This is a genomic window from Actinoplanes sp. M2I2 (assembly GCF_023544445.1).
Lineage (GTDB): Bacteria > Actinomycetota > Actinomycetes > Mycobacteriales > Micromonosporaceae > Actinoplanes.
Map to the genome: position 1 here is coordinate 71,224 of NZ_JALPVJ010000018.1, position 20,485 is coordinate 91,708.

Annotated in this window: 22 protein-coding genes; 7 read left to right on the forward strand and 15 right to left on the reverse strand. The window is 70.9% G+C overall.

The window, feature by feature from the left end:
- Positions 1-3: 3 nt before the first annotated feature.
- Entirely contained in the window at positions 4-828 is an 825-nt protein-coding gene (locus tag HJC40_RS32505) for a helix-turn-helix transcriptional regulator (protein WP_250007033.1), read from the reverse strand.
- Positions 829-952: 124 nt separating this feature from the next.
- On the opposite strand from HJC40_RS32505, the gene HJC40_RS32510 reads away from it, so the two are divergent.
- On the forward strand, positions 953-2,038 hold the full coding sequence (locus HJC40_RS32510) for an NAD(P)/FAD-dependent oxidoreductase (RefSeq protein ID WP_250007035.1): 1,086 nt from the start codon (positions 953-955) through the stop codon (positions 2,036-2,038).
- Between the two features lie 3 nt (positions 2,039-2,041).
- On the opposite strand, the gene HJC40_RS32515 is transcribed toward HJC40_RS32510, so the two are convergent.
- Entirely contained in the window at positions 2,042-2,704 is a 663-nt protein-coding gene (locus tag HJC40_RS32515) for a hypothetical protein (RefSeq protein ID WP_250007037.1), read from the reverse strand.
- A gap of 17 nt (positions 2,705-2,721) precedes the next feature.
- Between HJC40_RS32515 and HJC40_RS32520 the strand changes: the two genes are divergently transcribed.
- Positions 2,722-2,901, forward strand: a complete 180-nt coding sequence (locus HJC40_RS32520) for a hypothetical protein (RefSeq protein ID WP_250007038.1) — start codon at positions 2,722-2,724, stop codon at positions 2,899-2,901.
- Here the strand turns inward: HJC40_RS32520 and HJC40_RS32525 are convergent.
- The 3 genes from HJC40_RS32525 to HJC40_RS32535 all read right to left on the reverse strand — a co-directional run bounded on the left by HJC40_RS32525 (position 2,875) and on the right by HJC40_RS32535 (position 5,179).
- Positions 2,875-3,954, reverse strand: a complete 1,080-nt coding sequence (locus tag HJC40_RS32525) for an App1 family protein (protein WP_374273264.1) — start codon at positions 3,952-3,954, stop codon at positions 2,875-2,877. The genes HJC40_RS32520 and HJC40_RS32525 overlap by 27 nt on opposite strands.
- An 80-nt stretch (positions 3,955-4,034) precedes the next feature.
- Positions 4,035-4,751: a hypothetical protein gene (locus HJC40_RS32530; protein WP_250007040.1), complete on the reverse strand. Its 717-nt coding sequence runs from the start codon at positions 4,749-4,751 to the stop codon at positions 4,035-4,037.
- A gap of 98 nt (positions 4,752-4,849) precedes the next feature.
- Complete coding sequence (locus HJC40_RS32535) at positions 4,850-5,179, reverse strand: hypothetical protein (protein ID WP_250007042.1); 330 nt, start codon at positions 5,177-5,179, stop codon at positions 4,850-4,852.
- A 157-nt stretch (positions 5,180-5,336) separates the two neighbouring features.
- On the opposite strand from HJC40_RS32535, the gene HJC40_RS32540 reads away from it, so the two are divergent.
- On the forward strand, positions 5,337-6,263 hold the full coding sequence (locus HJC40_RS32540) for a DUF389 domain-containing protein (protein ID WP_250007044.1): 927 nt from the start codon (positions 5,337-5,339) through the stop codon (positions 6,261-6,263).
- Positions 6,264-6,353: 90 nt separating this feature from the next.
- On the opposite strand, the gene HJC40_RS32545 is transcribed toward HJC40_RS32540, so the two are convergent.
- Positions 6,354-6,569, reverse strand: coding sequence for a hypothetical protein (locus HJC40_RS32545; protein WP_250007046.1), 216 nt, complete (start codon positions 6,567-6,569; stop codon positions 6,354-6,356).
- A 52-nt stretch (positions 6,570-6,621) separates the two neighbouring features.
- The gene (locus HJC40_RS32550; protein ID WP_250007048.1) at positions 6,622-7,446 is read right to left on the reverse strand and encodes a bifunctional 2-polyprenyl-6-hydroxyphenol methylase/3-demethylubiquinol 3-O-methyltransferase UbiG; all 825 of its coding nucleotides are present in this window, start codon (positions 7,444-7,446) and stop codon (positions 6,622-6,624) included.
- Positions 7,447-7,546: 100 nt separating this feature from the next.
- On the opposite strand from HJC40_RS32550, the gene HJC40_RS32555 reads away from it, so the two are divergent.
- Positions 7,547-8,785, forward strand: coding sequence for an ROK family protein (locus HJC40_RS32555; protein ID WP_250007050.1), 1,239 nt, complete (start codon positions 7,547-7,549; stop codon positions 8,783-8,785).
- A gap of 121 nt (positions 8,786-8,906) precedes the next feature.
- Here the strand turns inward: HJC40_RS32555 and HJC40_RS32560 are convergent, their stop codons facing one another.
- The 8 genes from HJC40_RS32560 to HJC40_RS32595 all read right to left on the reverse strand — a co-directional run bounded on the left by HJC40_RS32560 (position 8,907) and on the right by HJC40_RS32595 (position 18,631).
- Positions 8,907-10,295: a GH1 family beta-glucosidase gene (locus HJC40_RS32560; protein WP_250007053.1), complete on the reverse strand. Its 1,389-nt coding sequence runs from the start codon at positions 10,293-10,295 to the stop codon at positions 8,907-8,909.
- A 63-nt stretch (positions 10,296-10,358) separates the two neighbouring features.
- The gene (locus HJC40_RS32565; RefSeq protein WP_250007055.1) at positions 10,359-11,363 is read right to left on the reverse strand and encodes an ABC transporter ATP-binding protein; all 1,005 of its coding nucleotides are present in this window, start codon (positions 11,361-11,363) and stop codon (positions 10,359-10,361) included.
- A gap of 63 nt (positions 11,364-11,426) precedes the next feature.
- Positions 11,427-12,512, reverse strand: coding sequence for an ABC transporter permease (locus HJC40_RS32570; RefSeq protein ID WP_250007057.1), 1,086 nt, complete (start codon positions 12,510-12,512; stop codon positions 11,427-11,429).
- Positions 12,513-12,515: 3 nt separating this feature from the next.
- The gene (locus HJC40_RS32575; protein WP_250007059.1) at positions 12,516-13,496 is read right to left on the reverse strand and encodes an ABC transporter permease; all 981 of its coding nucleotides are present in this window, start codon (positions 13,494-13,496) and stop codon (positions 12,516-12,518) included.
- On the reverse strand, positions 13,493-14,593 hold the full coding sequence (locus HJC40_RS32580; protein WP_250007061.1) for an ABC transporter ATP-binding protein: 1,101 nt from the start codon (positions 14,591-14,593) through the stop codon (positions 13,493-13,495). Before HJC40_RS32580 ends, HJC40_RS32575 begins: the two co-directional genes overlap by 4 nt.
- Positions 14,594-14,802: 209 nt before the next feature.
- On the reverse strand, positions 14,803-16,491 hold the full coding sequence (locus tag HJC40_RS32585; RefSeq protein ID WP_250007063.1) for an ABC transporter substrate-binding protein: 1,689 nt from the start codon (positions 16,489-16,491) through the stop codon (positions 14,803-14,805).
- Positions 16,492-16,579: 88 nt separating this feature from the next.
- The gene (locus HJC40_RS32590) at positions 16,580-17,581 is read right to left on the reverse strand and encodes a LacI family DNA-binding transcriptional regulator (RefSeq protein ID WP_250007065.1); all 1,002 of its coding nucleotides are present in this window, start codon (positions 17,579-17,581) and stop codon (positions 16,580-16,582) included.
- Between the two features lie 165 nt (positions 17,582-17,746).
- Positions 17,747-18,631 carry an NAD-dependent protein deacetylase gene (locus HJC40_RS32595; RefSeq protein WP_374273270.1) on the reverse strand — a complete coding sequence of 295 codons (885 nt, stop codon included), beginning with the start codon at positions 18,629-18,631 and terminating at the stop codon, positions 17,747-17,749.
- 93 nt (positions 18,632-18,724) lie between these two features.
- Between HJC40_RS32595 and HJC40_RS32600 the strand changes: the two genes are divergently transcribed.
- From HJC40_RS32600 to HJC40_RS32610, 3 genes are all read left to right on the forward strand, one after another.
- Entirely contained in the window at positions 18,725-19,093 is a 369-nt protein-coding gene (locus HJC40_RS32600; RefSeq protein ID WP_250007068.1) for a DUF2203 domain-containing protein, read from the forward strand.
- A 72-nt stretch (positions 19,094-19,165) separates the two neighbouring features.
- Positions 19,166-19,813, forward strand: coding sequence for a hypothetical protein (locus tag HJC40_RS32605; RefSeq protein WP_250007070.1), 648 nt, complete (start codon positions 19,166-19,168; stop codon positions 19,811-19,813).
- Positions 19,810-20,478, forward strand: coding sequence for a hypothetical protein (locus HJC40_RS32610; protein WP_250007072.1), 669 nt, complete (start codon positions 19,810-19,812; stop codon positions 20,476-20,478). Before HJC40_RS32605 ends, HJC40_RS32610 begins: the two co-directional genes overlap by 4 nt.
- Positions 20,479-20,485: the final 7 nt, after the last annotated feature.

A 20,485-nucleotide genomic window follows, 5' to 3' on the forward strand; every position in this document is an offset into this window, starting at 1 on the left:
CTCTCAGGCCCGGGCGACCAGCCTCAACGGCGACATCGCGCGCAACGCGCCGGCGGTCGCCTCGTCGGCCGGAAGTTGAATCATCAGTCGTAGTCCGGTGTCGCCGGGCACCGACAGGAACTCGTACGTCAGCCGCAACGACCCGGCCTCGGGGTGCTCCAGGCGGAGCACCCCGTGGGCCCGGGGCAGGCCGGGCACCCGCTCGGCCCGCTCCGTGAACTCGTCACCGGCCAGGACGGTCAGCTCAGCGGTGAAATCCGGCCGGGGCGGGCCGTCCTTCAACGCAGCGACCTGTTCGTCGGCCACGTGGGCCCAGTCCGGGTAGGCCTCGCGGGCGCGCGGATCGGTGAAGACATACCGGGTGAGATTGGGCGGGTCGCCGTCCAGCAGTCCGATCGGCCCGGCCAGGCGACCGAAGCCGGTGGTGTGCGCGAGCACGTCGCCGACCTGGTTGACCAGCACGGCCGCGGCCGGCTCGAGCTGGTCGAGAATCGCGCGCAACCCCGGCCGCACCGTTCGCACCGGGTCCTGGGCGAAGGCCGCGCAGCTCGCGCCCGAGGCCTTGGTGAGCCGGTACAGGTGGGCCCGCTCCGTCGCGGTCAGCCGCAGCGGCCCGGCCAGGGCGGCCAGCACCTGCGCCGACGGATGCCGGTCGCGGCCCTGCTCGAGACGGATCAGATATTCCACGCTGACCCCGGCGAGCATCGCCACCTCGGAGCGACGCAGGCCCGGGGTGCGGCGCCGGGTTCCCGGCGGCAGCCCCACCTCGGCCGGCGTCACCTCGGCCCGCCGCGCTCGCAGGAAAATGCCCAGCTCGTTGTCGCCCACCGGTCGACTGTAACGACGCACCAGCTGGTGAAGGTGCCCCCGCCGCTACCACCATGAGCGCGGCCTCCCAGTCCGCCGCCCGCCGCAGCAGGGTCGAGAACACCCGACGAAAGGTGATTCTCGAATGACTGCCAAAGTGGTTGTGGTGGGCGGTGGCTACGGCGGCGCCGTCTCGGCCCGTGCTCTCGACGACATCGCGGACGTGACGCTGGTCGAGCCGCGGGAGACGTTCCTGCATCACGTGGCCCACCTGCGAGCGGTGGCCGACCCGGCCTGGATCGACAAGCTCTTCATTCCGTACGACGGTCTGCTCCCGCGCGGCCGGGTCGTGCGCGACGCCGCGGTGCGGGTGTGGCCCGAGACGGTCGAGCTCGCCTCCGGAGCCCGGCTCGACGCCGACTACATCGTGCTGGCCACCGGCTCGACCGGCCCGTTCCCGACCCGGATCGAGGCCACCGCCCGGGCCGCGGTGACGGAGCAGCTGCAGGACCTGCACGCATCGCTCGGACGGGCGTCCGGCGTGCTGCTGCTCGGGGCCGGGGCGATCGGCCTGGAGTTCGCCGGAGAGATCGCGGCGGCCTGGCCGGACAAGCCGGTGACCGTCGTGGACCCGGCGTCCGACCTGTTCGGCGGCCGCTTCCCGGAGGAGCTGCGCACCGAGCTGGCCCGGCAGCTGGACGAGCTCGGGGTCCGGGTTCTGCTCGACACCAAGCTCGACACCCCGCCGGACACCCCGGCCGGCGTGGTGAGCCCGTTCCGGGTGACGACCGGCGACGGCGAGGTGCTCACCGCCGACCTGTGGTTCCGTTGCTACGGCGGCACTGTCCCGAGCGCTTATCTGGGTCCCGAGCTGGCCGCCGCCCGACAGCCCGGTGGCCGGCTGGCGGTCACCGAACACCTCCGGGTGACCGGGCACGAGCGGGTCTTCGCCGTCGGGGACCTGAACGACACCCCCGAGCTGAAGACCGGCCGGGCCGCCGGCCGCCAGGCCGAGGTGGTCGCCGCGAACATCCGCGCCCTGATCGAGGGCGGGCCGCTCACGGTGCACGAGCCCTTCCCGGACGGCATCATCCTCACGCTGGGCCCGGCCGGCGGCGCCGGTCATGCTCCCGAGCTGGGCCTGCTCGGCGCCGAGGCGACCGCTCAGTTCAAGGGCACCTTTTTGCTGGACCACTTCCGGGGGCTCCTGGGGGCCGGCCCGGTCGGCTAGCCGCTAGGGCGCCGGGACGTCCACCTCGATCTCGTCGGAGAGGCTGTAGCCGTCGCAGAGTTCCAGGTCGTCGCCGCTCCAGAAACGGCCCGGGTCGTACCAGTTGGGCTGGCGGCCGTGCGGCAGCAGACCCATGTCCTCGTACGTGACGGCGACGACCTCGGCGCAGTAGGCCGTCTCCAGCGCCGCGTCGGTGGCCGGGCCGTTGCCGCCACGGACCCGCCAGCGGGGGCGGATCTGCGGCACCCGGCCGCGCACCCACCGCCAGGCCAGCTGGGCCGACGAGGGGAACGGCGTGCCGTCGAGCCGGGCCACCGTCTTGAGGGCCTTGTCCTCCATCGGCTTCCCGACGCCGGGCTCGAGCTGACGCAGCCAGCCCCGCTGCCCGTACCGGTTGGCCCAGATCGTCACCGCGTCGCGCAGGTCGTGCAGCTGGACACCGCGCTGGAACGTGCCGGACCACAGGTCGGGCAGCGACCGGCCCAGCTCGGCGTGCCACATGAGCGGCGGCATGTCCTCGACGACGATCGACATGCCGACGTGGTTGACCGGGCTGTTGGTCAGCGTCTGGATCGCCCGGTCGGCGCCCGTGCGGCCCCGGAAGATCCAGATGTCGCCTGTCCGGGTCAGGTCGAGAGCCTCATCGAGGCTTAGAGCGGCGTCCACGTGTCTATCCTCAAGTGATGCGTTGGTGGAAAGTAGTGGGATTGGCCGGACTGGCGGGCGTCGCGGCGAGCGGGGTCGTCGTGGCACGGGCCGAGCGCAAGCGCCGGCAATACACCCCCGACGAGATCCGCGATCGACTGCACCAGCGGGTCGCCGAGGCGGCCGACGAGTCAGACGACATCAGTATCGCGGAGTAGCGACCACAGACCGGCCCCATCGGGCGCGGAGAACCACGTCTTGCCACCGGAGCCGACCGCCTCGGGGTCACCGGACGGGCCCGGGATGGCGCCGGCCAGCACCGACTGGGTGGGCGACAGCTGGCGGATCGCGACCGCGGCCACGTTGTCGGGATGGGCGTGCGCGAACTCGGAGTAGATCTCCTGGTCGTGCTGCCCGTCGTCACCGATCAACAACCAGCGGATCTCGGGGAACTCCCGGGAGAGCCGCTGCAGCGTGGTGCGTTTGTGCTCCTGACCGCTGCGGAACCAGCGGTCGGCGGTGGGACCCCAGTCGGTGAGCAGCAGCGGGCCCGCCGGGTAGAGGTGGCGGGACAGGAAGCGGGTCAGCGTGGGCGCCACGTTCCACGCGCCGGTCGACAGATAGAAGACCGGAGCGCCCGCGTTCGCCGTGATCAGCCGCTCGTAGAGCACAGCCATGCCCGGCACCGCCATCCGCGCGTGCTCGTCCAGGACGAACGTGTTCCACGCGGCGAGCAGCGGACGCGGCAGGGCGGTGACCATGACCGTGTCGTCGATGTCGGACACCAGGCCGAACCGGCAATCGGGGTCGACCACCCGGATGGGCGCCTCGACCGGGGCCGCACCCTCGGTGAACAGCCGGACCTTGCCCCAGCCGGGCTCGAGATCACCCTTGACGCGGGTGTCCACGTAGCCGCTGCGGTCGGTGCGGGTCTCGGTGATGCTGTCGCCGATCTGGATCTTCACGACGGCGTTGTTGACCGGCGAGTTGGTGAAGCTGCGCCAGCCCCGGACCTTTTCCAGCCGCTTGGCCGTGGAGGTGCCGCGGGTGAGCACCACCCGGGCCATCACCCGGGCCCAGCCCGGCGCGCCGTAGCCGGTGTAGGCCGTGATCACCGGCTGCCAGCCGCGGTTGCGCAGCCGGCGCTCGATGATCTCGTGGAAGGCGTCCTCCACCCGAGCGGCCCGGTGCATCCGCATCGCGGGCGGCTGGCCCGCCGGACTTGATGCCACGCTCTGGCCCCCTGCTTCCCTGGTCGTCCCGGCGGTCATCCTGCCCGGTTACGGTACCCGGACAACCTGACAACCGCGGGAGAACGGTAGGCCCTCCACAGGCGACGGTCAGGCGACAGTCAGGCGGCCGCCTTGGCCATGGCCGGGACCTCGGTCGACGTCCACTGGTCGGCGAACCATTGATCGTCGGCGACGACCGGCCCGGCGACGCCGGCCCGCACCAGCGCGGCGGCGGCCTCGGCGCGCAGGCTGCGCAGGGCGTCGGCGGCCAGCTCGGACTCGTGCCAGGCGGCCTGCTCCCGCTTCTGGGCGTCCTCGTACTCCGACAGGCGGTGCGCCCGGACGGCGGCGCGCAGCAGGCCCTCCTGGACGACCGGGTGCAGGCGGGGGTTCCAGCCGCGGTGCGCGAGCACGTCGTTGAGCTGGGCGATCGAGATTTCGCGCCGACGGCAGGCCGCGGTGGCGGCGTGGTGCAGGTAGCGCTGCCGGTCGACGTTCTCGCCGGGCTTGCGGCGGCGGCTCATCAGCGGGTACGCGGCGGCTCGGCGGCTCTCCCGGGCCAGCCGGTCGGCGTCGTCGAAGGCCTGCCAGGCGGCGTCCACCTGTTCCTGGGCGGCGGCCCACTCGGCCCGGCGGCGGGCGGCGGTGGCCGCGGCGCGCTCGGCCGCCACGGCGACCTCGCCGGCGAAGCGCAGGGCATCGGCCTGCGGCCCGGTCAGCGGGGGTGCGGGCGCGCGCGTCGGGATGGCGGCCAGGGTCGCGGCGACGGCGATGGCCAGAAGGAGGAGGAGCCACAGCGCGGCGGCCTGCGGCAGCGAGACGAAGAAGCTTTGCACGGCGGATTCCATCGCAACCTCACATGCGGACACGGTCTACCCGATGACGACGCTGAAAGAAGCGGCCCTGGGCCGCGGACAGGATGCGTTGCCGAGCGTCAGCTCAGGGGCGGGCCGCGAACGGCCGGAGTGCGTGTCGCGACGCCGGTCAGGACGACGACGCTCGCGGCCATCAGCACCAGCAGGAGCAGGACCGGGGCCGGCGGGACCAGCGGCTCGGTCGCGACGGCCTCGGCGACCGGACGCTCGGCCCGGGTGACCTCGGCCACAGCGGCCGGTGCGGACGCCGGCGCGGCGGGCGCGGCGGCGGCCGGTGCGGGCAGCAGATGGGTGGCGAAGGCCAGGGCTAGCAGCGCCAGCCCGGTGAGAAAGCGCAGCAAGCGGTGCCCGTCCCAGTCACGGGGAAGGACACGCGCCACGGCCGTCACACCGATCAACTTACCTTTTCGGCGCGAAACGTGCAGGGCTCATCCGGGTTACGGCTTTGGTCGGACACGTCACTCCCACGACGGGTTGACGGCCCGGACCGCAGTGCCGCGGCGACAGCTCCCTACACTCGCGATCACGCCGGAGCGGAGGGGCTTCATGCTGCATGTACGGGTCATCGCGCCCACGTCGTCGACCGCGAAGGTGCTGGCCGACCTCGACGGCGACGAGGCGGTCACCCATGTGGTCGTCCTCGCCGGGGCCGCGGTGTCCCCACCGGGTGACCTGATCGAGTTCGACGTCGTCCGCGAGGGGGCCAGCCGGGTTCTGGACCGGCTGCGCGCCCTGGGGATCGAGCGCGACGGCGGGATCGTCATGGAGCGGATCGACACCACGCTCTCCGACGCGGCGGCCCGGGCCGAGCGACGGGTGCCGGGGCTCGGTGTGGACGCGGTCGTCTGGCACGAGATCGAGCAGCAGACCGGCGAGGAGACCGCGCTCTCGGCGTCCTTCCTGGCCTTCATGACCGTCGCCATGATCATCGCCGCGGTCGGGGTCGTGCTCGACCAGCCGATCCTGATCGTCGGCTCGATGGTCGTCGGCCCGGAGTTCGGCCCGCTCGCCGCCCTCTGCGTCGGGCTTGTCCAGCGCAAGGCCGGCCTGGTGCGCCGGTCCGCGCTCGCGCTGGGTGTCGGCTTCCCGGTCGGCATGATCCTCACGGTGGTCGCGGTATGGCTGCTGACCGCCGCGGACCTCATGGACAAGTCGATGCTGCTGGACAAACGGCCGCTGACCGACTTCATCTGGCGCCCCGACGCCCTGTCCTGGGTCATCGGCTTTCTCGGGGGCGTCGCCGGCATCCTGTCGCTCACCTCGGCCAAGGCCGGCACGCTGGTCGGCGTGCTGATCTCGGTGACGACGATCCCGGCCGCGGCCAACGCCGCCGTGGCCCTGGCCTACGGCGTTCGCGCCGAGGCGGCCGGCTCGGCCCTGCAGTTGCTGATCAACGTGGCCGCGATCGTGCTGGCCGGCGTGCTCACCCTGGTCGTCCAGCAGGTCGTCTGGAAACGGGCGGCGCGGACATAGCGGCTGTCCGGTGGATCGCGCGGGTCCTGTTCGACCGAGACGACACGAAAACGGCGCCGACGGGTGTCGGCGCCGTTCACGAGGTCACTGTCAGTTGCTGGGTTCCGGGACGTCGATGTCGCATGTGATCTTGGGGTTGACGCCCATCCAGTTGAGTGGGCCGGCGATCGTCGTGACGGCGATCGTGCCGAACTCGGCACAACTGGTGTCGCTGGTGTCGGAGAAGTAACCGCGTTCGTACGCGGCCACACCGCCGAGCACGAGCCAGATAATCAAAAGCAGCCCGCCGATCGAGCCTGCGCGCATCGGGCCTCCTATGCCGTGGGGATGACCACCGATACCCAGAATCGTTCAAGCTCTAAACGGGATGCTTCACCGCCTGCAGCGTGTAGGTGTGCGGCAGCCGTTCGGGGCGGTCGGTGAGCTGCCATTCGTTCTCCTGGATCTCGGTCATCTGCCCGCGTAGCGCCTGCCACGGCACGGTGGTGTGCTCCACCAGGCCGGTCAGCGTCAGGCCGGCCTCCAGCACCGCGGTCACGGTCTCGCCGAGCCCGTGGTTCCACTCGTGCGTCGTGTTGTGGGTGAAGGCGACGTCGGTGGTGGCGTAGCTGCCCTCGTCCTCGTAGATCTGCGGCTTCTCGGTCTCGAAGTACGGCTCCTGCAGCGCGAGCACACCGTCGGTACGGTCGTAGTCCAGCGCCCACAGCACCGGGTGCCCCTCCCGGATGAACAACCGCCCGCCCGGCCGGAGCAGCGCCGCCACGGTCTGCGCCCACCGCCGGACGTCGGGCAGCCAGCAGAGCGCCCCGATCCCGGTGTAGACCAGGTCGTAGCCGTCCCCCACCGCGGCCACCGCGTCGTAGACATCGGACTCGACGAACCGCACGTCCTCCCCGGCCAGCTCGGCGATGCTCCGGGCCTGCTCGATCGACTTGGGCGAGAAGTCGAGCCCGGTCATCGTGGCGCCGAGCCGGGACAGCGACACGGTGTCGGTGCCGATGTGGCATTGCAGATGCACGCCGCGCAGACCCGACACGTCGCCGAGCAGCGGGCGGTCGAACCGGACCACGGCGCTCAGATGGTCGGGCTCGGCGAAGCGCCGCACGTCGTAGTCGGCGGAGGCCGCGTGCGCGGCCGCACGGTCGTCCCATGAGGCACGGTTCACGTCACGGTAGTCGGTCATCCGGGCACGATATGCCGCCGTGGATGTCGTCGGCTTACCCTTTTCCGGTCACCTGGCGTTAGATGACAGTTCGGAGCGGGCCGAAAGCGGGGGTGCGAGGTTGGAGACCAGGCGTACGACGGTGCGTGACGTGCGCCGGGCGAACCGGTCCAGCCTGCTGACCGACCTGTTCCACGGCGGGTTGCAGAGCCGGCAGCAGCTGGCCGCGAGCACGGCGCTGAGCCAGGCCAGCGTCAGCAACCTGATCGGCGAGATGATCGAGGAGGGGCTGGTCGAGGAGGCCGGCCTGGTCGGCTCCGACGGCGGGCGCCCCCGGGTGCTGCTGCGGGTGCGGCCCGGCTTCCGTTATGTGGTCGGCGCCGACGTGGGTGAGACCCGCGTGCTGGTCGAGCTGTACGACCTGGAGATGTCGCGCCTGGCCGCGGTCACCCTCGAGCACGACGACGGTCCCGAGCAGGTCGCCGGCCGGGTGCTGACCGGCCTGCGCACGCTGCTCGACGAGACCGGGATCGCCCCGGCCGACGTGCTGGGCTTCGGCGTCGGCGTCCCCGGGGTGGTCGGGCGGGGCGGCGTGGTCGACTCGCAGTCGACCGGCTGGGACGCGGTGCCGCTGGGCGACATGCTGCGGGCCGGGGCCGAGGTGCCGATCTTCGTGGAGAACGGGGCCAAGACGCACGGCCAGGCCGAGATGTGGTTCGGCGCGGGGCGCGGCGCGCGGCACGCGGTCGTCGTCATGATCGGTACGGGCGTGGGCGCGGCGGTCGTGATGGACGGGCGCAGCTACTACCGGGGCGCCAACAGCAATGCCGGCGAGTGGGGTCACACGACGCTGATCTACGACGGCGACGAGTGCCGGTGTGGCGCGCGCGGCTGCCTGGAGGCGTACATCGGGGCCGACCGCATCGGCCGGCGGCTGGCCGCCGCGACCGGGGAGCCGTACGGGAAAGAGCTGCTGCCCCGGCTGCTGGGCACCGCCGAGCTGACGAGTGAGGCCACGCGGGTCTTCGAGCAGACGGCCGGATATCTGGGCGCCGGGCTGGCTGACCTGATCAACCTGTTCAGCCCGGAGCGGATCGTGCTCGGCGGTGACACGGGTTCCGTCTTCGGCGCGCGCTTCCTGCCCGAGATCCGGGCCGCCGCGGCCCGGCACGCGCTGCGCCGCCCGTACGCGCAGACCACGATCACCGTCTGCGAGCTCGGCGTGGACGCGGTGGCGATGGGGGCGGCGACGCTGCCGATCGCCCAGCTGCTGGCCGAGGGCGGGCTGACCGCGCCGGCCGAGCAGATGCTGGCCTTCACACCACGCCAGCGCCGCCCGGGCGAACGAACGCGGCGCTAGCGGCCGTTGGGAATCGCCGCGCTGCCGCCGAAACGGAAACGCGGCGTGACGCTGGAACGATGACGTGAGCGGCGTCAGCGCCGCGCTCCGGGACGGTCGGGGCGCGGCGCTGACGCCGGGATCAGGCGCGCAGGGCGGCGATCGAGTCGCGGAACCAGAGCGCGCTCTGCTTGGGGGTGCGCTCCTGCGTCTCGTAGTCGACGTGCACGATGCCGAACCGCTTGGCGTAGCCCTCGGCCCACTCGAAGTTGTCGAGCAGCGACCACGCGAAGTAGCCCCGCACGTCGGCGCCCTGCTCGCGGGCGGCGGCGACCGCCGCGATGTGCGACGCCAGATACTCCGTACGGTCGTCGTCGGCGACGTAGCCCGACTCGTCCGGCCGGTCGTCGAAGGCGGCGCCGTTCTCGGTGATCACCATCGGCAGGCCGGGGTAGTCGTGGTGCAGGCGCACCAGCAACCGGGTGAAGCGCTCGGGCGTGATCGGCCAGCCCATCGCCGTCCGCGCGGTGTCGGGCAGCACCGAGCGCACGACCGGCTCGCCGTTCGCGTCCTCCGTCCGGCCCTCCTCGTCGGTGCCGGCGAAGTCCTGTCCGAAGTAGAAGTTGACGCCCAGCGTGTCGAACGGCGTGGAGATGATGTCGAGATCGCCGTCCTGGACGGGCATCGCGGAGCCGCGGGCGGCCAGGTCGGCGACCACGTCGGCCGGGTATTCGCCGCGGCGCAGCGGGTCGAGGTACAGCCGCAGGCCCATGCCGTCGGCCCGGCGGGCGGCGTCGCGGTCGGCCTCGGTGTCGCCGTGCGGGTCGGCCGTGCCCATGTTCAGCGTGATGCCGTACGTGTGGGGCCGGGTCTCGGCCGCCCGCATGCGCTGGACGGCCAGGCCGTGGCCGAGCAGCAGGTGATGGGTGGCGGCCAGCGAGGCGTCGAAGTCCTTGCGGCCGGGCGCGTGCACGCCGACGTTGTAGCCCAGCCAGGCCGAGCACCACGGCTCGTTGAGGGTGGTGAACGTGTCGACCCGGTCCTGCAGGGCGGAGAAGACGAGCTCGGCGTAGTCGGCGAACCGGTAGGCCGTGTCCCGGTTGGGCCAGCCGCCCGCGTCCTCGAGCTCCTGCGGCAGATCCCAGTGGTACAGGGTCACCCAGGGGGCGATCCCGTTCTCCAGCAGCTCGTCCACGAGCCGGTCGTAGAAGCCGAGACCGGCCGGGTTGACCGGGCCGCGGCCGCCGAGCTGGATCCGCGGCCAGGCCACCGAGAAGCGGTAGCTGTCCACGCCGAGGCCCTTCATCAGCGCGACGTCCTGCGGCATCCGGTGGTAGTGGTCGCACGCCACGTCGCCGTTGTCGGCGCCGACCACGGCGCCGGGCACCCGGGAGAACGTGTCCCAGATGGACGGTGTCCGGCCGTCCTCGGTCGTGGCGCCCTCGATCTGGTACGACGCCGTCGCGACGCCCCAGAGGAACTGCGTGGGCAGACCGGTGGCGAGGGGGATGCGGGTGGTGGTGGGGTTCATGACTCTCCAGAGGGGATCAGGTAAGAGAGAGGGCCGGTCCGCGGTGCGGACCGGCCCCCTCTTTCATCCGACGGGTTGCTCCGTGGGATGCAGCCAGCACGCGACGGAACGTGCGGCTCCGTCCGGGGTGCCGGGCCGGCCGAGCACCGGGATGTGCGTCGGGCACGGCTCGAACGCCTTGGGACACCGGGGGTGGAACGAGCAACCGCTGGGCATGCCGGCCAGGTCGGGGGGCGACCCCGGGATACCGGTCAGCTCGCGGCGCGCCCCGCGCAGGGCGGGGAACGAACTCAGGAGCCCTCGCGAGTACGGGTGCAGGGCGTCCCGGTAGATCGTGGCCGCGGGCGCCTCCTCGACGATCCGGCCGCCGTACATGATGGCGATCCGGTTGGAGAACTCGACCAGCAGCGACAGGTCGTGCGTGATGAAGACGACCGAGAAGCCCAGCCGTTCCCGCAGCTCGATCAGCTGGCCCAGGATCTGCCGCTGCATCACCACGTCGAGGGCGGTGGTCGGCTCGTCCATGATCACCACCTGCGGCTGCAGGATGAGGGCCATACCGATCATGACGCGCTGCCGCATGCCGCCGGAGAGCTGATGCGGGTAGGCGTCCATCCGGTCCGGCGAGATGCCGACGAGCTTGAGCATCTCGCGGGCCCGCGCCTTGCGGCTGTGGTCGCTCATCTTCGGGTCGTGGGCCTTGAGCACGTCGGTCAGCTGGGTCGAAATCTTGTGCACCGGGTTCAGTGAGTTCATCGCGCCCTGGAACACGATCGCCGTCTCGGCCCATCGGAACGCCCGCAGCGCGTTGTCGGAGAGACCCAGGACGTCGTACGGGTCGCCCTGCTCCGGGTGATAGATGACCTCGCCACCGGAGATCACCCCCGGCGGGGCCAGCAGCCGGGTGAGGCCGTAGGCGAGGGTCGACTTGCCCGAGCCGCTCTCGCCGGCCAGGCCGAGGACCTCGCCGCGGTGCAGCGTCAGGTTGACGTCGCGGACCGCGTGCACCGCCCGGTCGCCCAGGCCGTAGTCCACGTTCAGATTGCGGATCTCAAGAACGGGTTCCATGCCGAGCCTCCCTGTCGTGCCCTCCTGGCCCTGCGGCCGTTTCGCTCACCCCGGCGCGGTCGCTCATGACCCCGCCGTCTCTCGGATCACCGGCGTGGCGCCGCCGGTGTTGATCGGGATGGGTTTGGCGTGGGTGTGCGGGGCGGCCGAGTTGTCGAGCACCGGCGTGAAGCCGATCCGCATCCGTACGGTGCCGCCGGAGGCCGTCTTGAGCTTGGTCTTGCCCATGCTGCGCAGCCGCGGGCTGACGAACTCGTCGATGGCGAAGTTGATCAGCGAGAGAGCGGTGCCGAGGAACGCGATGGCCAGACCGGCCGGCACGAACCACCACCACGCGCCCTGGGCCAGCGCCTGCTGACCCTGGGCCCAGAACAGGATCGTGCCCCAGTTCCAGCCGGCGTTCGACACGATGCCGATGAAGGCCAGCGTGATCAGCGAGAGCACCGCGAAGATGACCGTGCCGATGAACCCGGAGGCGATCACCGCCGTCAGGTTGGGCAGCAGTTCGAAGCCGACGATCCGCCAGGTCTTCTCGCCGGTGGCCCGGGAGGCCTCGATGTAGTCGCGCCGGCGCAGCGACAACGTCTGCGCGCGCAGCACCCGGGCGTTCCAGGACCACGACGTGAGCCCGATGACCAGGGCGATCAGCAGGTTGCTGGCGTTCTCCAGGATCGACGTGATGATGATCATCAGCGGGATCGCCGGGATCACCAGGAACACGTTGGACAGCGCCGACAGGGTGTCGTCGGTCCGGCCGCCGAGATAGCCGGCGGTGATCCCGATGATCACGGACAGCACGGTCGCGATGGTGCCGGCCAGGAAGCCGACGAACACCACGCTGCGGGTGCCGTCGAGCACCTGGCTGAACACGTCCTGCCCGAGGTGCGTGGTGCCGAACCAGTGGTCGGCCGACGGCGCCTGGATCAGGTCGTTGCTGCGCGCGTCCGGGTCGTACGGGGTGACCCACGGCCCGATGATCGCGAACAGCACGTACAGGCCGAGGATGACCAGGCCGATGACCGCCTTGGCGTTACGCAGGAACAGGAACCGCCGCCGCTTGGCCTTGGCCGGCTTGGCGCTCTCCGGTTGAGCCATCGCCCCTTGACCGGGGATGACCTGGGCGGTGCTCGAGGTGGGAATCGTCGTCATCGCTCAGCCGTCCTTGCGGGTGCGCGGGTCGAGGAGCAGGTAGGCCAGGTCGGCCACCAGGTTGGCGACCAGCACCGAGATCGTGATGACCAGGAAGATGCCCTGCATCAGCGGGTAGTCCTTGGCCCCCAGCGCCTGCAGGAGGATGAACCCGAGGCCGGGGTACGAGAAGACGATCTCCACCAGCAGGGTGCCGCCGACGATGAAGCCGAGCGACAACGCGAAGCCGGAGATGTTCGGCAGCAGCGCGTTGCGGGCCGCGTAGCTGACCGCGACCCGGCGCTCGGAGAGGCCCTTGGCGTGCGCGACGGTGATGTAGTCCTCGGACGAGACGGTCACCATCATGTTGCGCATGCTGAGGATCCAGCCGCTCACCGACGAGATCAGGATGGTCAGCGCGGGCAGCAGGCTGTGCTGCAGGGCGCTCGGGATGAAGTACTGGTCCCAGGCCGGGATCAGCGCCGAGTCGAAGCCGCCGGACGACGGGAAGAAGCTGTCCGGACCGGTCAGCAGGTAGATCGCGATGATGCCGAGCCAGAAGTACGGCACCGACGAGAAGAACGTGGTGACCGGCAGCAGTCCGTCGGTCCACGAGCCGCGCCGCCAGCCGGCCAGCACGCCCAGGCTGGTGCCGATCAGGAAGCTGATCACCGTGGTGATGCCGACGAGCAGGACCGTCCACGGCAGCGCGTCGCTGATGATCTGCGAGACCGGCGACGGGAAGAACGTGAACGACAGGCCCAGGTCGCCCTGGAACAGCTGCTTCCAGTAGTCGATGTACTGCGCCCACAGGCCCTTGTCGTCGTCGAGGCCGAACAGCACGTAGAGCGAGTTGATCGCCTCGGTGCTCAGCTGGCCGCGGAACTTGGCGATCAGCGACTGCACCGGGTCGCCGGGCACCAGCCGGGGGATGAAGAAGTTGAGGGTGATCGCGGCCCACGCGGTGAACAGGTAGAACGCGATGCGCTGGAGGAAGTACTTCACGACCGGACCTCCTCGGCCACGCCGGCCGAAGCGGCCGATCCGGGCTTCTCGGCCGCCACGGTGGCCTCGTCGTAGAGCCAGCACGCGGCCCAGTGACCGGGCACGTCACCGATCTCGAGCCGGACCGGCAGGTCGGTGACGCACCGCGGCATCGCCATCGGGCAGCGCGGGTGGAACCGGCAGCCGGACGGCGGGCGGATCAGGCTCGGCGGCTCGCCGTTGCCCCGGTCCTCGTCGAGCGGGTTCACCTCGCCGGCCAGCCGGTCCGGATCGGGGGCCGAGTCGATCAGCAGGCGGGTGTACGGGTGCGCGGGCGTCTGGGTGACGGTCTCGCTGTCGCCGCCCTCGACCATCCGGCCCGCGTACATCACCAGGGTCTCGTCGGCGAAGTAGCGCGCCGACGCGATGTCGTGGGTGATGTAGAGGATCGCCAGGTTCAGGCGCTCCTTGAGGTCGCGCAGCAGGTTGAGCACGCCGAGGCGGATCGACACGTCCAGCATGGACACCGGCTCGTCGGCGAGCAGCGCCTCCGGGTCGGCGCCGAGCGCGCGGGCGATCGCCACCCGCTGCCGCTGGCCGCCGGAGAGCTCGTGCGGGAACTTGTCGAGGTAGCGCTCGGGCGGGGTCAGGCTGACCCGGGTGAGCAGGTCACGCAGCGCGTTCTCGAGGTCGTCGTCGGTGCGGCCCGCGTTGCCGTGGATCTTCAGCGCCCGGGTGAGGTGATACCGGACGGTGTGCACGGGGTTGAGCGACGCGAACGGGTCCTGGAAGATCATCTGAACCCGGGCCGCGTAGGCCCGGAACGAGCTCCCGCCCTTGACCTTGGTGGACCGGCCGTGCAGCTGGATGTCGCCGGCCGTGCGCGGGTAGAGCTGGGCGAGCAGGCGGGCCACCGTGCTCTTGCCCGAGCCGGACTCGCCGACCAGCGCGACCACGTGGCCGCGGCGCAGGGTGAGGCGCACGTCGTCGACGGCGTGCACGGCCGTGCGTTCTCGGGAGAGCAGCTGGCGCAGTCCACGGCGTACGGGGAAGTGCTTGGTCAGGCCGATCGCCTCGAGCACCACCTCGCCCGCCGGCGCCGTAGCGTCCTGGGTCATGGCTGCGCCTCCGGGGCATGCCCTCCTGGCCCTACAGCCACTTCGTTCACTCCGGTGCAGTCGGTCATGGCTGTGCCTGCATGGCATGCCCTCCTGGCCCTACAACCACTTCGTTCTTCTCCGGTGCAGTCGGTCATGCCGGGTCCTTCTGTCGGTAAGCGCGGGAGGCCGCTCCCGCCCGGCGGCACGGGCGGGAGCGGTGACCACGGTCAGGAGTTGGCGGGCTTGAGCTTGCCGATGATCAGCGACACGTACGGCTGGGTCGGCTGCGCGCCCGCGTACGGGTCGGCGTCCGTCGGCCATCCGGTCCAGTTCTTGTCGCTGTAGGCCGCGCCGACGTTGTCCGCGCCGATCGGGAACATCGGGGCCTGCTCCACGAAGACCTTCTGGATCTGGTTCATCGCGGTGGTGCGGGCCTCGTCGCTCGTGGCGTTGCGGTAGGCGGTCAGCGCCGCGGTCGCCTCGGGGCTCTTGAAGCGGCCGAAGTTGCCCTGCTGAGCGGCGGTGCCGATCGGCTTGAGCAGATCGCCGTCCATCACGGTCTGGTAGATGTCGTACGGCGTGGCGCCACCGTTCGTCCAGCGCACCGAGGCCTCGAAGGCGCCCGTCTGCACGTTCTTGTCCCAGACGTCCTGGTTCGGCTTCTCGACGGTCGCCGCGATGCCGATCTCGGCGAAGTTGCTCTTGATGATCTCGAGCGTGGTCTGGTAGTCCGACCACGGCGCCGGGTCGCTCAGCTTGATCTTCACCGGCTTGCCGCTCGGGTCGGTCAGCGTCTTGCCGTTGAGCTTGTAACCGGCGCTCTGCAGCAGGGCCTTGGCCCCGGCCACGTCGTTCGAGAATTCCTTGCCCTTGTACTCCGGGGCGATGAACGCGTCACCGGCGCCCGGCGGCAGGCCGGTCACGCTCTTGATCTCCGGGTGGAAGTACGCGGCCTCGGCCTGGGTGAAGATGTCGGCCCGGTTGATCACCATGTTCATCGCCTGACGCAGCTTCACGTCGTCGAACGGCTTGATCGTGGTGTTGATGTAGAGGCCGTGGATGCCGAGCACGCCGGGCGCCCACACCTTGTTGTGCTGCGGGTCCTTGTCGATGAAGGTCGCCTTGGGGTTCGGCAGGAAGACGAACGACCACTCGGCGGCGCCGTTCGCCAGCGCGGTGCCCTGCGCGTTGTTGTCCGCGTAGGAGACGTAACGCAGCTCCTTGACCTGCGGCACCGTGCCCCAGTAGCCCTCGGTCCGCACGGACAGCGTGACGCCGGCCTGGGTGAAGGACTTCAGGGTGTACGGGCCCGAGCCGACCGGGGTCTTGTTGACGTCCGTGGCCGGGTCGCTGATCTTCTCCCAGATGTGCTTGGGCACGATCGGGGTGCTCGCCATGATCTTGTTCTGGTTGACGAACTGCGGCGTCTTGAAGGACACCTTCACGACGTTGCCGGCCACCGTGATCTGGTCGAACGGGATGGCGTTCTGGTTCAGCGCCTCGTTGCTCTTGAGCAGGTTGAACGTGTACGCGACGTCCTCGGCGGTGAGCTTCTGGCCGTCCGACCAGGTGGCGTTGTCGCGCACCGTGACCTCGGCCGACTTGTAGTCCTCGGCCCACTTGACGCCGCTGGCCAGCCACGGGATCGCCGGCTCGGCCGGGCGGACCGGGTTCCACTGGGTCAGCGGCTCGTAGATCATCCACTTGTAGCCGAGCGCGTTCGCCGAGGAGGTGCCGGCGAACGGGTTGTGGTTCTCGGTCTGGGTGCCGTTCGGCATGCCGATCTTGAGGAAGTCGACCGACGACTTGTTCGCGTTGTTGGCGTTGTCGGCGTTGGGCGAGTCGCCGCACGCGGCCAGACCGCCCGTGGCGAGCACGCTCGCCGCGGCGACCGCGAACAGTTTCCTTCTCTGCATCGCGAGAATCTCCTCGGAAGTGACGGGGTGAAAGGGGCGTGCGCTATCGCGGCACCGGCAGGCTCGCCGGCGCCGTGGTGCGTGGCGCTCAGGCCACTGTGGAAGGGCGCGTGGTGAAGGAGGTGGGGATGATGGTGGGACGGTTGGGCAGGGGTGTGCCCTCGAAGTGGGCGAGCAGCGTACGAGCCGCGGCCTCACCCATCTCGCGCAACGGTTGGTGCACGGTCGTCAGCGGCGGCTGGGTGTGCGCCGCGGTCGGTATGTCGTCGAACCCGACCACTGCCACGTCCTGCGGGACACGGCGGCCGGCCTCGCGCAGCGCCTGCATCGCGCCGATGGCCGAGAGGTCGTTGTGCGCGAACACGGCGTCGAAATCCACATCGGACTTCAACGCGGTCCGCACGGCGTCGGCGCCGCGGGCGACCGTGAAGTCGCCCAGGAGCTGCCGGTCGCCGTCGATCGGGTGACCCGCCTCGGCGAACACCGAGGCGAAGCCGGCCGAACGCTGCTGGGTGCAGCCGAACCGCTCCGGTCCCGAGATCACCAGCGGCCGGGTACGCCCGATCTCGAGCAGGTGCCGGGCGGCCGAGCCGGCGCCGTCGTGCTGGGTGGTGCCGACGCTCGGGATCTCGCCCGAGGTCTGGTCGCGGTCGTCGATGAGCACGACCGGCAGCCCCCGGCGGTGCAGGGTGGCGATGTACTCGAGGGTGCCCTCGGGCTCGATGACCAGCAGGCCGTCGAACGACTTGGCCGACACCTGCGCGCCGAACTGGCGCATCGACTCCTCGCCGCGGTTGCAGGTGAACAGCAGCAGTCCGTACCGCTCGGTCTCGAGCACGTCGACCGCGCCCTGGACCACATCGCCGATCCACGGCCAGGTGAGCGAGGGCACCAGCATGCCGACGACCCGGGTGCGCCCGCGGGCGAGCCCGACGGCCCGGGAACTCGGCACGTAGCCCAGCTCGTCGATCACCGCACGGACCCGCGCGGCGGTCGATTCGTCCAGCTCACCCTTGCCGTTGAGCACCCGGGACACGGTCGTCTTGCTGACCTTGGCCCGAGCCGCCACATCGGCGATGGTGATTGGCACTGGTCCTCCTGACGTGTCACCGCTTCATTGCCACCGGATTTCGGAACCGGTTTCGGAAGCGGTTTCGGCAGTTAACGCCAGTGAGACCGGTCACGTCAACGGGACCGGTCGATTAATTAAGTTTCAGTGCGGTAACTGCCGGGAAACAGCCCGATCCGCTGCCGGTCAAATATGGACCGGTGCGGACAACTCGGCAGCAAGATGGGGCAGGACAATGCCCAATGGGGCATCGATGTGGAGGCCCGCGTACGGCTCTCCGCGCGTGACTCCGCGGTTGACGATCGCGACCCGGATGCCGTCCTTGACCGCGCGCAGAACGAAGCGGCGGCCCGACATCACCGTCAGCGAAGAACCGAGGACCAGCAGCGTACGGGCGGAGCAGACGAGCTCGAAGCTGCGCGACACCCGCTCCGGCGGCACCGTCTCACCGAAGTAGACGACGTCCGGTTTGAGCATGCCGCCGCAGCCGAGGCAGTCGACGATCTGGAAGCCGTCGAGGTCGGTGTCGTCGAGCTCGGCGTCGCCGTCGGCGTTGATGGCGATAGCGGCGGCCTCGAACCCGGGGTTGGCCTCGTCGAGCCGGGCGGCCAGCAGCTCGCGCTCGGTGCGGTCGCCGCAGTCGAGGCAGACGATGCGGGACAGGTTGCCGTGCAGCTCGACGACGTCGCCGGCGCCGGCCGCCTGGTGCAGCCCGTCGACGTTCTGCGTGATGATGCCGCCGACCACGCCGCAGCGCTGGAGGCCGGCGACCGCGCGGTGGCCGTCGTTGGGGAAGGCCTCCCCGATGGTGCGCCAGCCGAGATGCGACCGCGCCCAGTAGCGGCGACGGGCGATCGGGTCACGGGTGAAGGCCTGGTAGGTCATGGGCGTGCTGCGCCGGGCCGAGCCGGACGGGCCGCGATAGTCCGGAATGCCGGAATCGGTGGAAAGGCCCGCGCCGCTCAGAACCACCACGCCGCCCTCGGCCATCCACGCTCCGAGCTCGGCCACCTGCTCCACAACCTGTAGGTCCACGACACCATGGTCCCTCGCCGCGGGCGGCACGCCCATCTTTCGCGGGCCGGCCGCGCTCCGCGCACCGTTTTCCTTTCCGTTCCCGTGGTGACCTTGGCGCGCCGGCGATGAGCTGGCACTCTCAGTGGCATGGGGTTGTTCACGCTGGGTGAGGCGCGGGACGAACTGAAGCGGTTGCGGCCCGTACTGGACGAGATCGTGGCTCTGCGAGCGGACGCGGCCGAGCTGGGCGCGGTGATCGGGGTGGCCGGGGGGCCGCCGACACCGCTGGGCGGGCTGCCGGAGTGGAAGGCGACGACCGCTCGCCTGGACGACCTGATGACCGAGGTGCAGCAGACCGGGGCCGTGCTCAAGAGCCTGGCCCCGTTGCTGGTCGACTTCCCGGGCGAGCTGGACGGGGTCGACGTCGACCTCTGCTGGCTCGAGGGCGACGCCGAGCTGGGCTGGTACCACCGGGCCGATCTGGGCTTCGCCGGCCGGCGCCGCCTCCCTTCCTGAGACGACCGGAAACGTCTTCCCCCGGGCGGCGCCTCTTCCGGGGGCTGGCGATCACCGCCTACCCTGACGTCGATGGGCGTCGAAGCGAAGAACTGGCTGCACGCGAGCTGGTCCGCCCCCGTGGCGGCGCTGCTGTTCCTGACCCGGTCACCGTGCCTGATCGCGCTGGGCCTGATCGTCGTCGCCTTCTGCGCCTACTCGGTCTTCAGCGCGCTGACGCGTCGGGCGATGTCCCGGTGGGCCACCGCGATGGGCTGCTCCGCGGTCGACCCCACATCGCACGAGTGGCCGTGGCAGAGCCTGCACCTGCGGGGGACCAGCCGGGTCGTCCAGGCCTGGAGCGGCGACATCGAGGGGCTGCCGGTGACCTTCGGCGAGGTCACCTGGTCGGACGGGGCCTTCGGCGGGGCGGTCGTCGACCGGTTCGGGCGGGGCACCTTCGTGGTGGTCGGACTGGCACAGACGCAGCCGCCGATGGCCGCCCGGTTGCCGTACACGTTCATCGGCGACTCGCCCCGGCTCGAGCAACCCGCGCTGCGTCACGCATTCCGCATCATGGAGATCCCGCCGTTCACGGTGCGCGACACCGTGCTGTTCACCGTCGAGCCCCGGCAGAGCGGGTTCGAACCCGGCGAGGTCTATCGGGCGGTGCGGCGGGCCCTGCACGTCGTCCGGCTGCTCGACGTCGGCCCGGACCGCCCCCTGGCCCCCGCCGGATGACGATGCGCGGGCGCCGGTGGGTGCTGTGGTTCGTCCTGATCTACCTGGGCTCGCTCGCGGCCAAGGCTCTCAACCGCCGTGACGACTGGTCCAGCGTCTACGCCGCCGGCGCTCTGATCATCGTGGTCGGAGGCCCGTATCTCCTGGCCCGTTCGAGGGACCGCCGGCGCCTGCGCCGGTGGGCTGCCCACCGCGAGTGGAGCCCGATCGATCCGGACGACCGGCAGTGGCCGTGGCCGGCGCAGCGGGGCCAGGTCAAGGTCCGGCAGGCCTGGCAGCGCGTGACGGACGGGCTGCCGGTGACGTTCGCCGAGGTGCGCTGGAAGGGCGGCGCCTTCGCCGGGATGGTGTTGCAGCCGAAAGGCTCGGGGGCGGTGGTGGTGGTCCGCCTGCCTCAGCCCGGACCGGCGATGGCGCTGCACCACGCCTTCCAACCGGTCGGCGACTCGCCGCGTCTCGAACAGCCGGCGCTGCTCGAGGCCTACCTGGCCGGCGACATCCCCACCTGGACGGTCCGCGGCGACGAGCTCTACACGGTCGAGGCCCGGGACGCCTGGGTCTCCCCCGAACTGGCCGACCAGGTCGTCCGCGGGGCGCTACGGGCCGTCCACCTGCTCGACCTCGGCCCGGACACGTCGAGTGCCGGACCGAGGATCGAGCCGTGACCGCGCT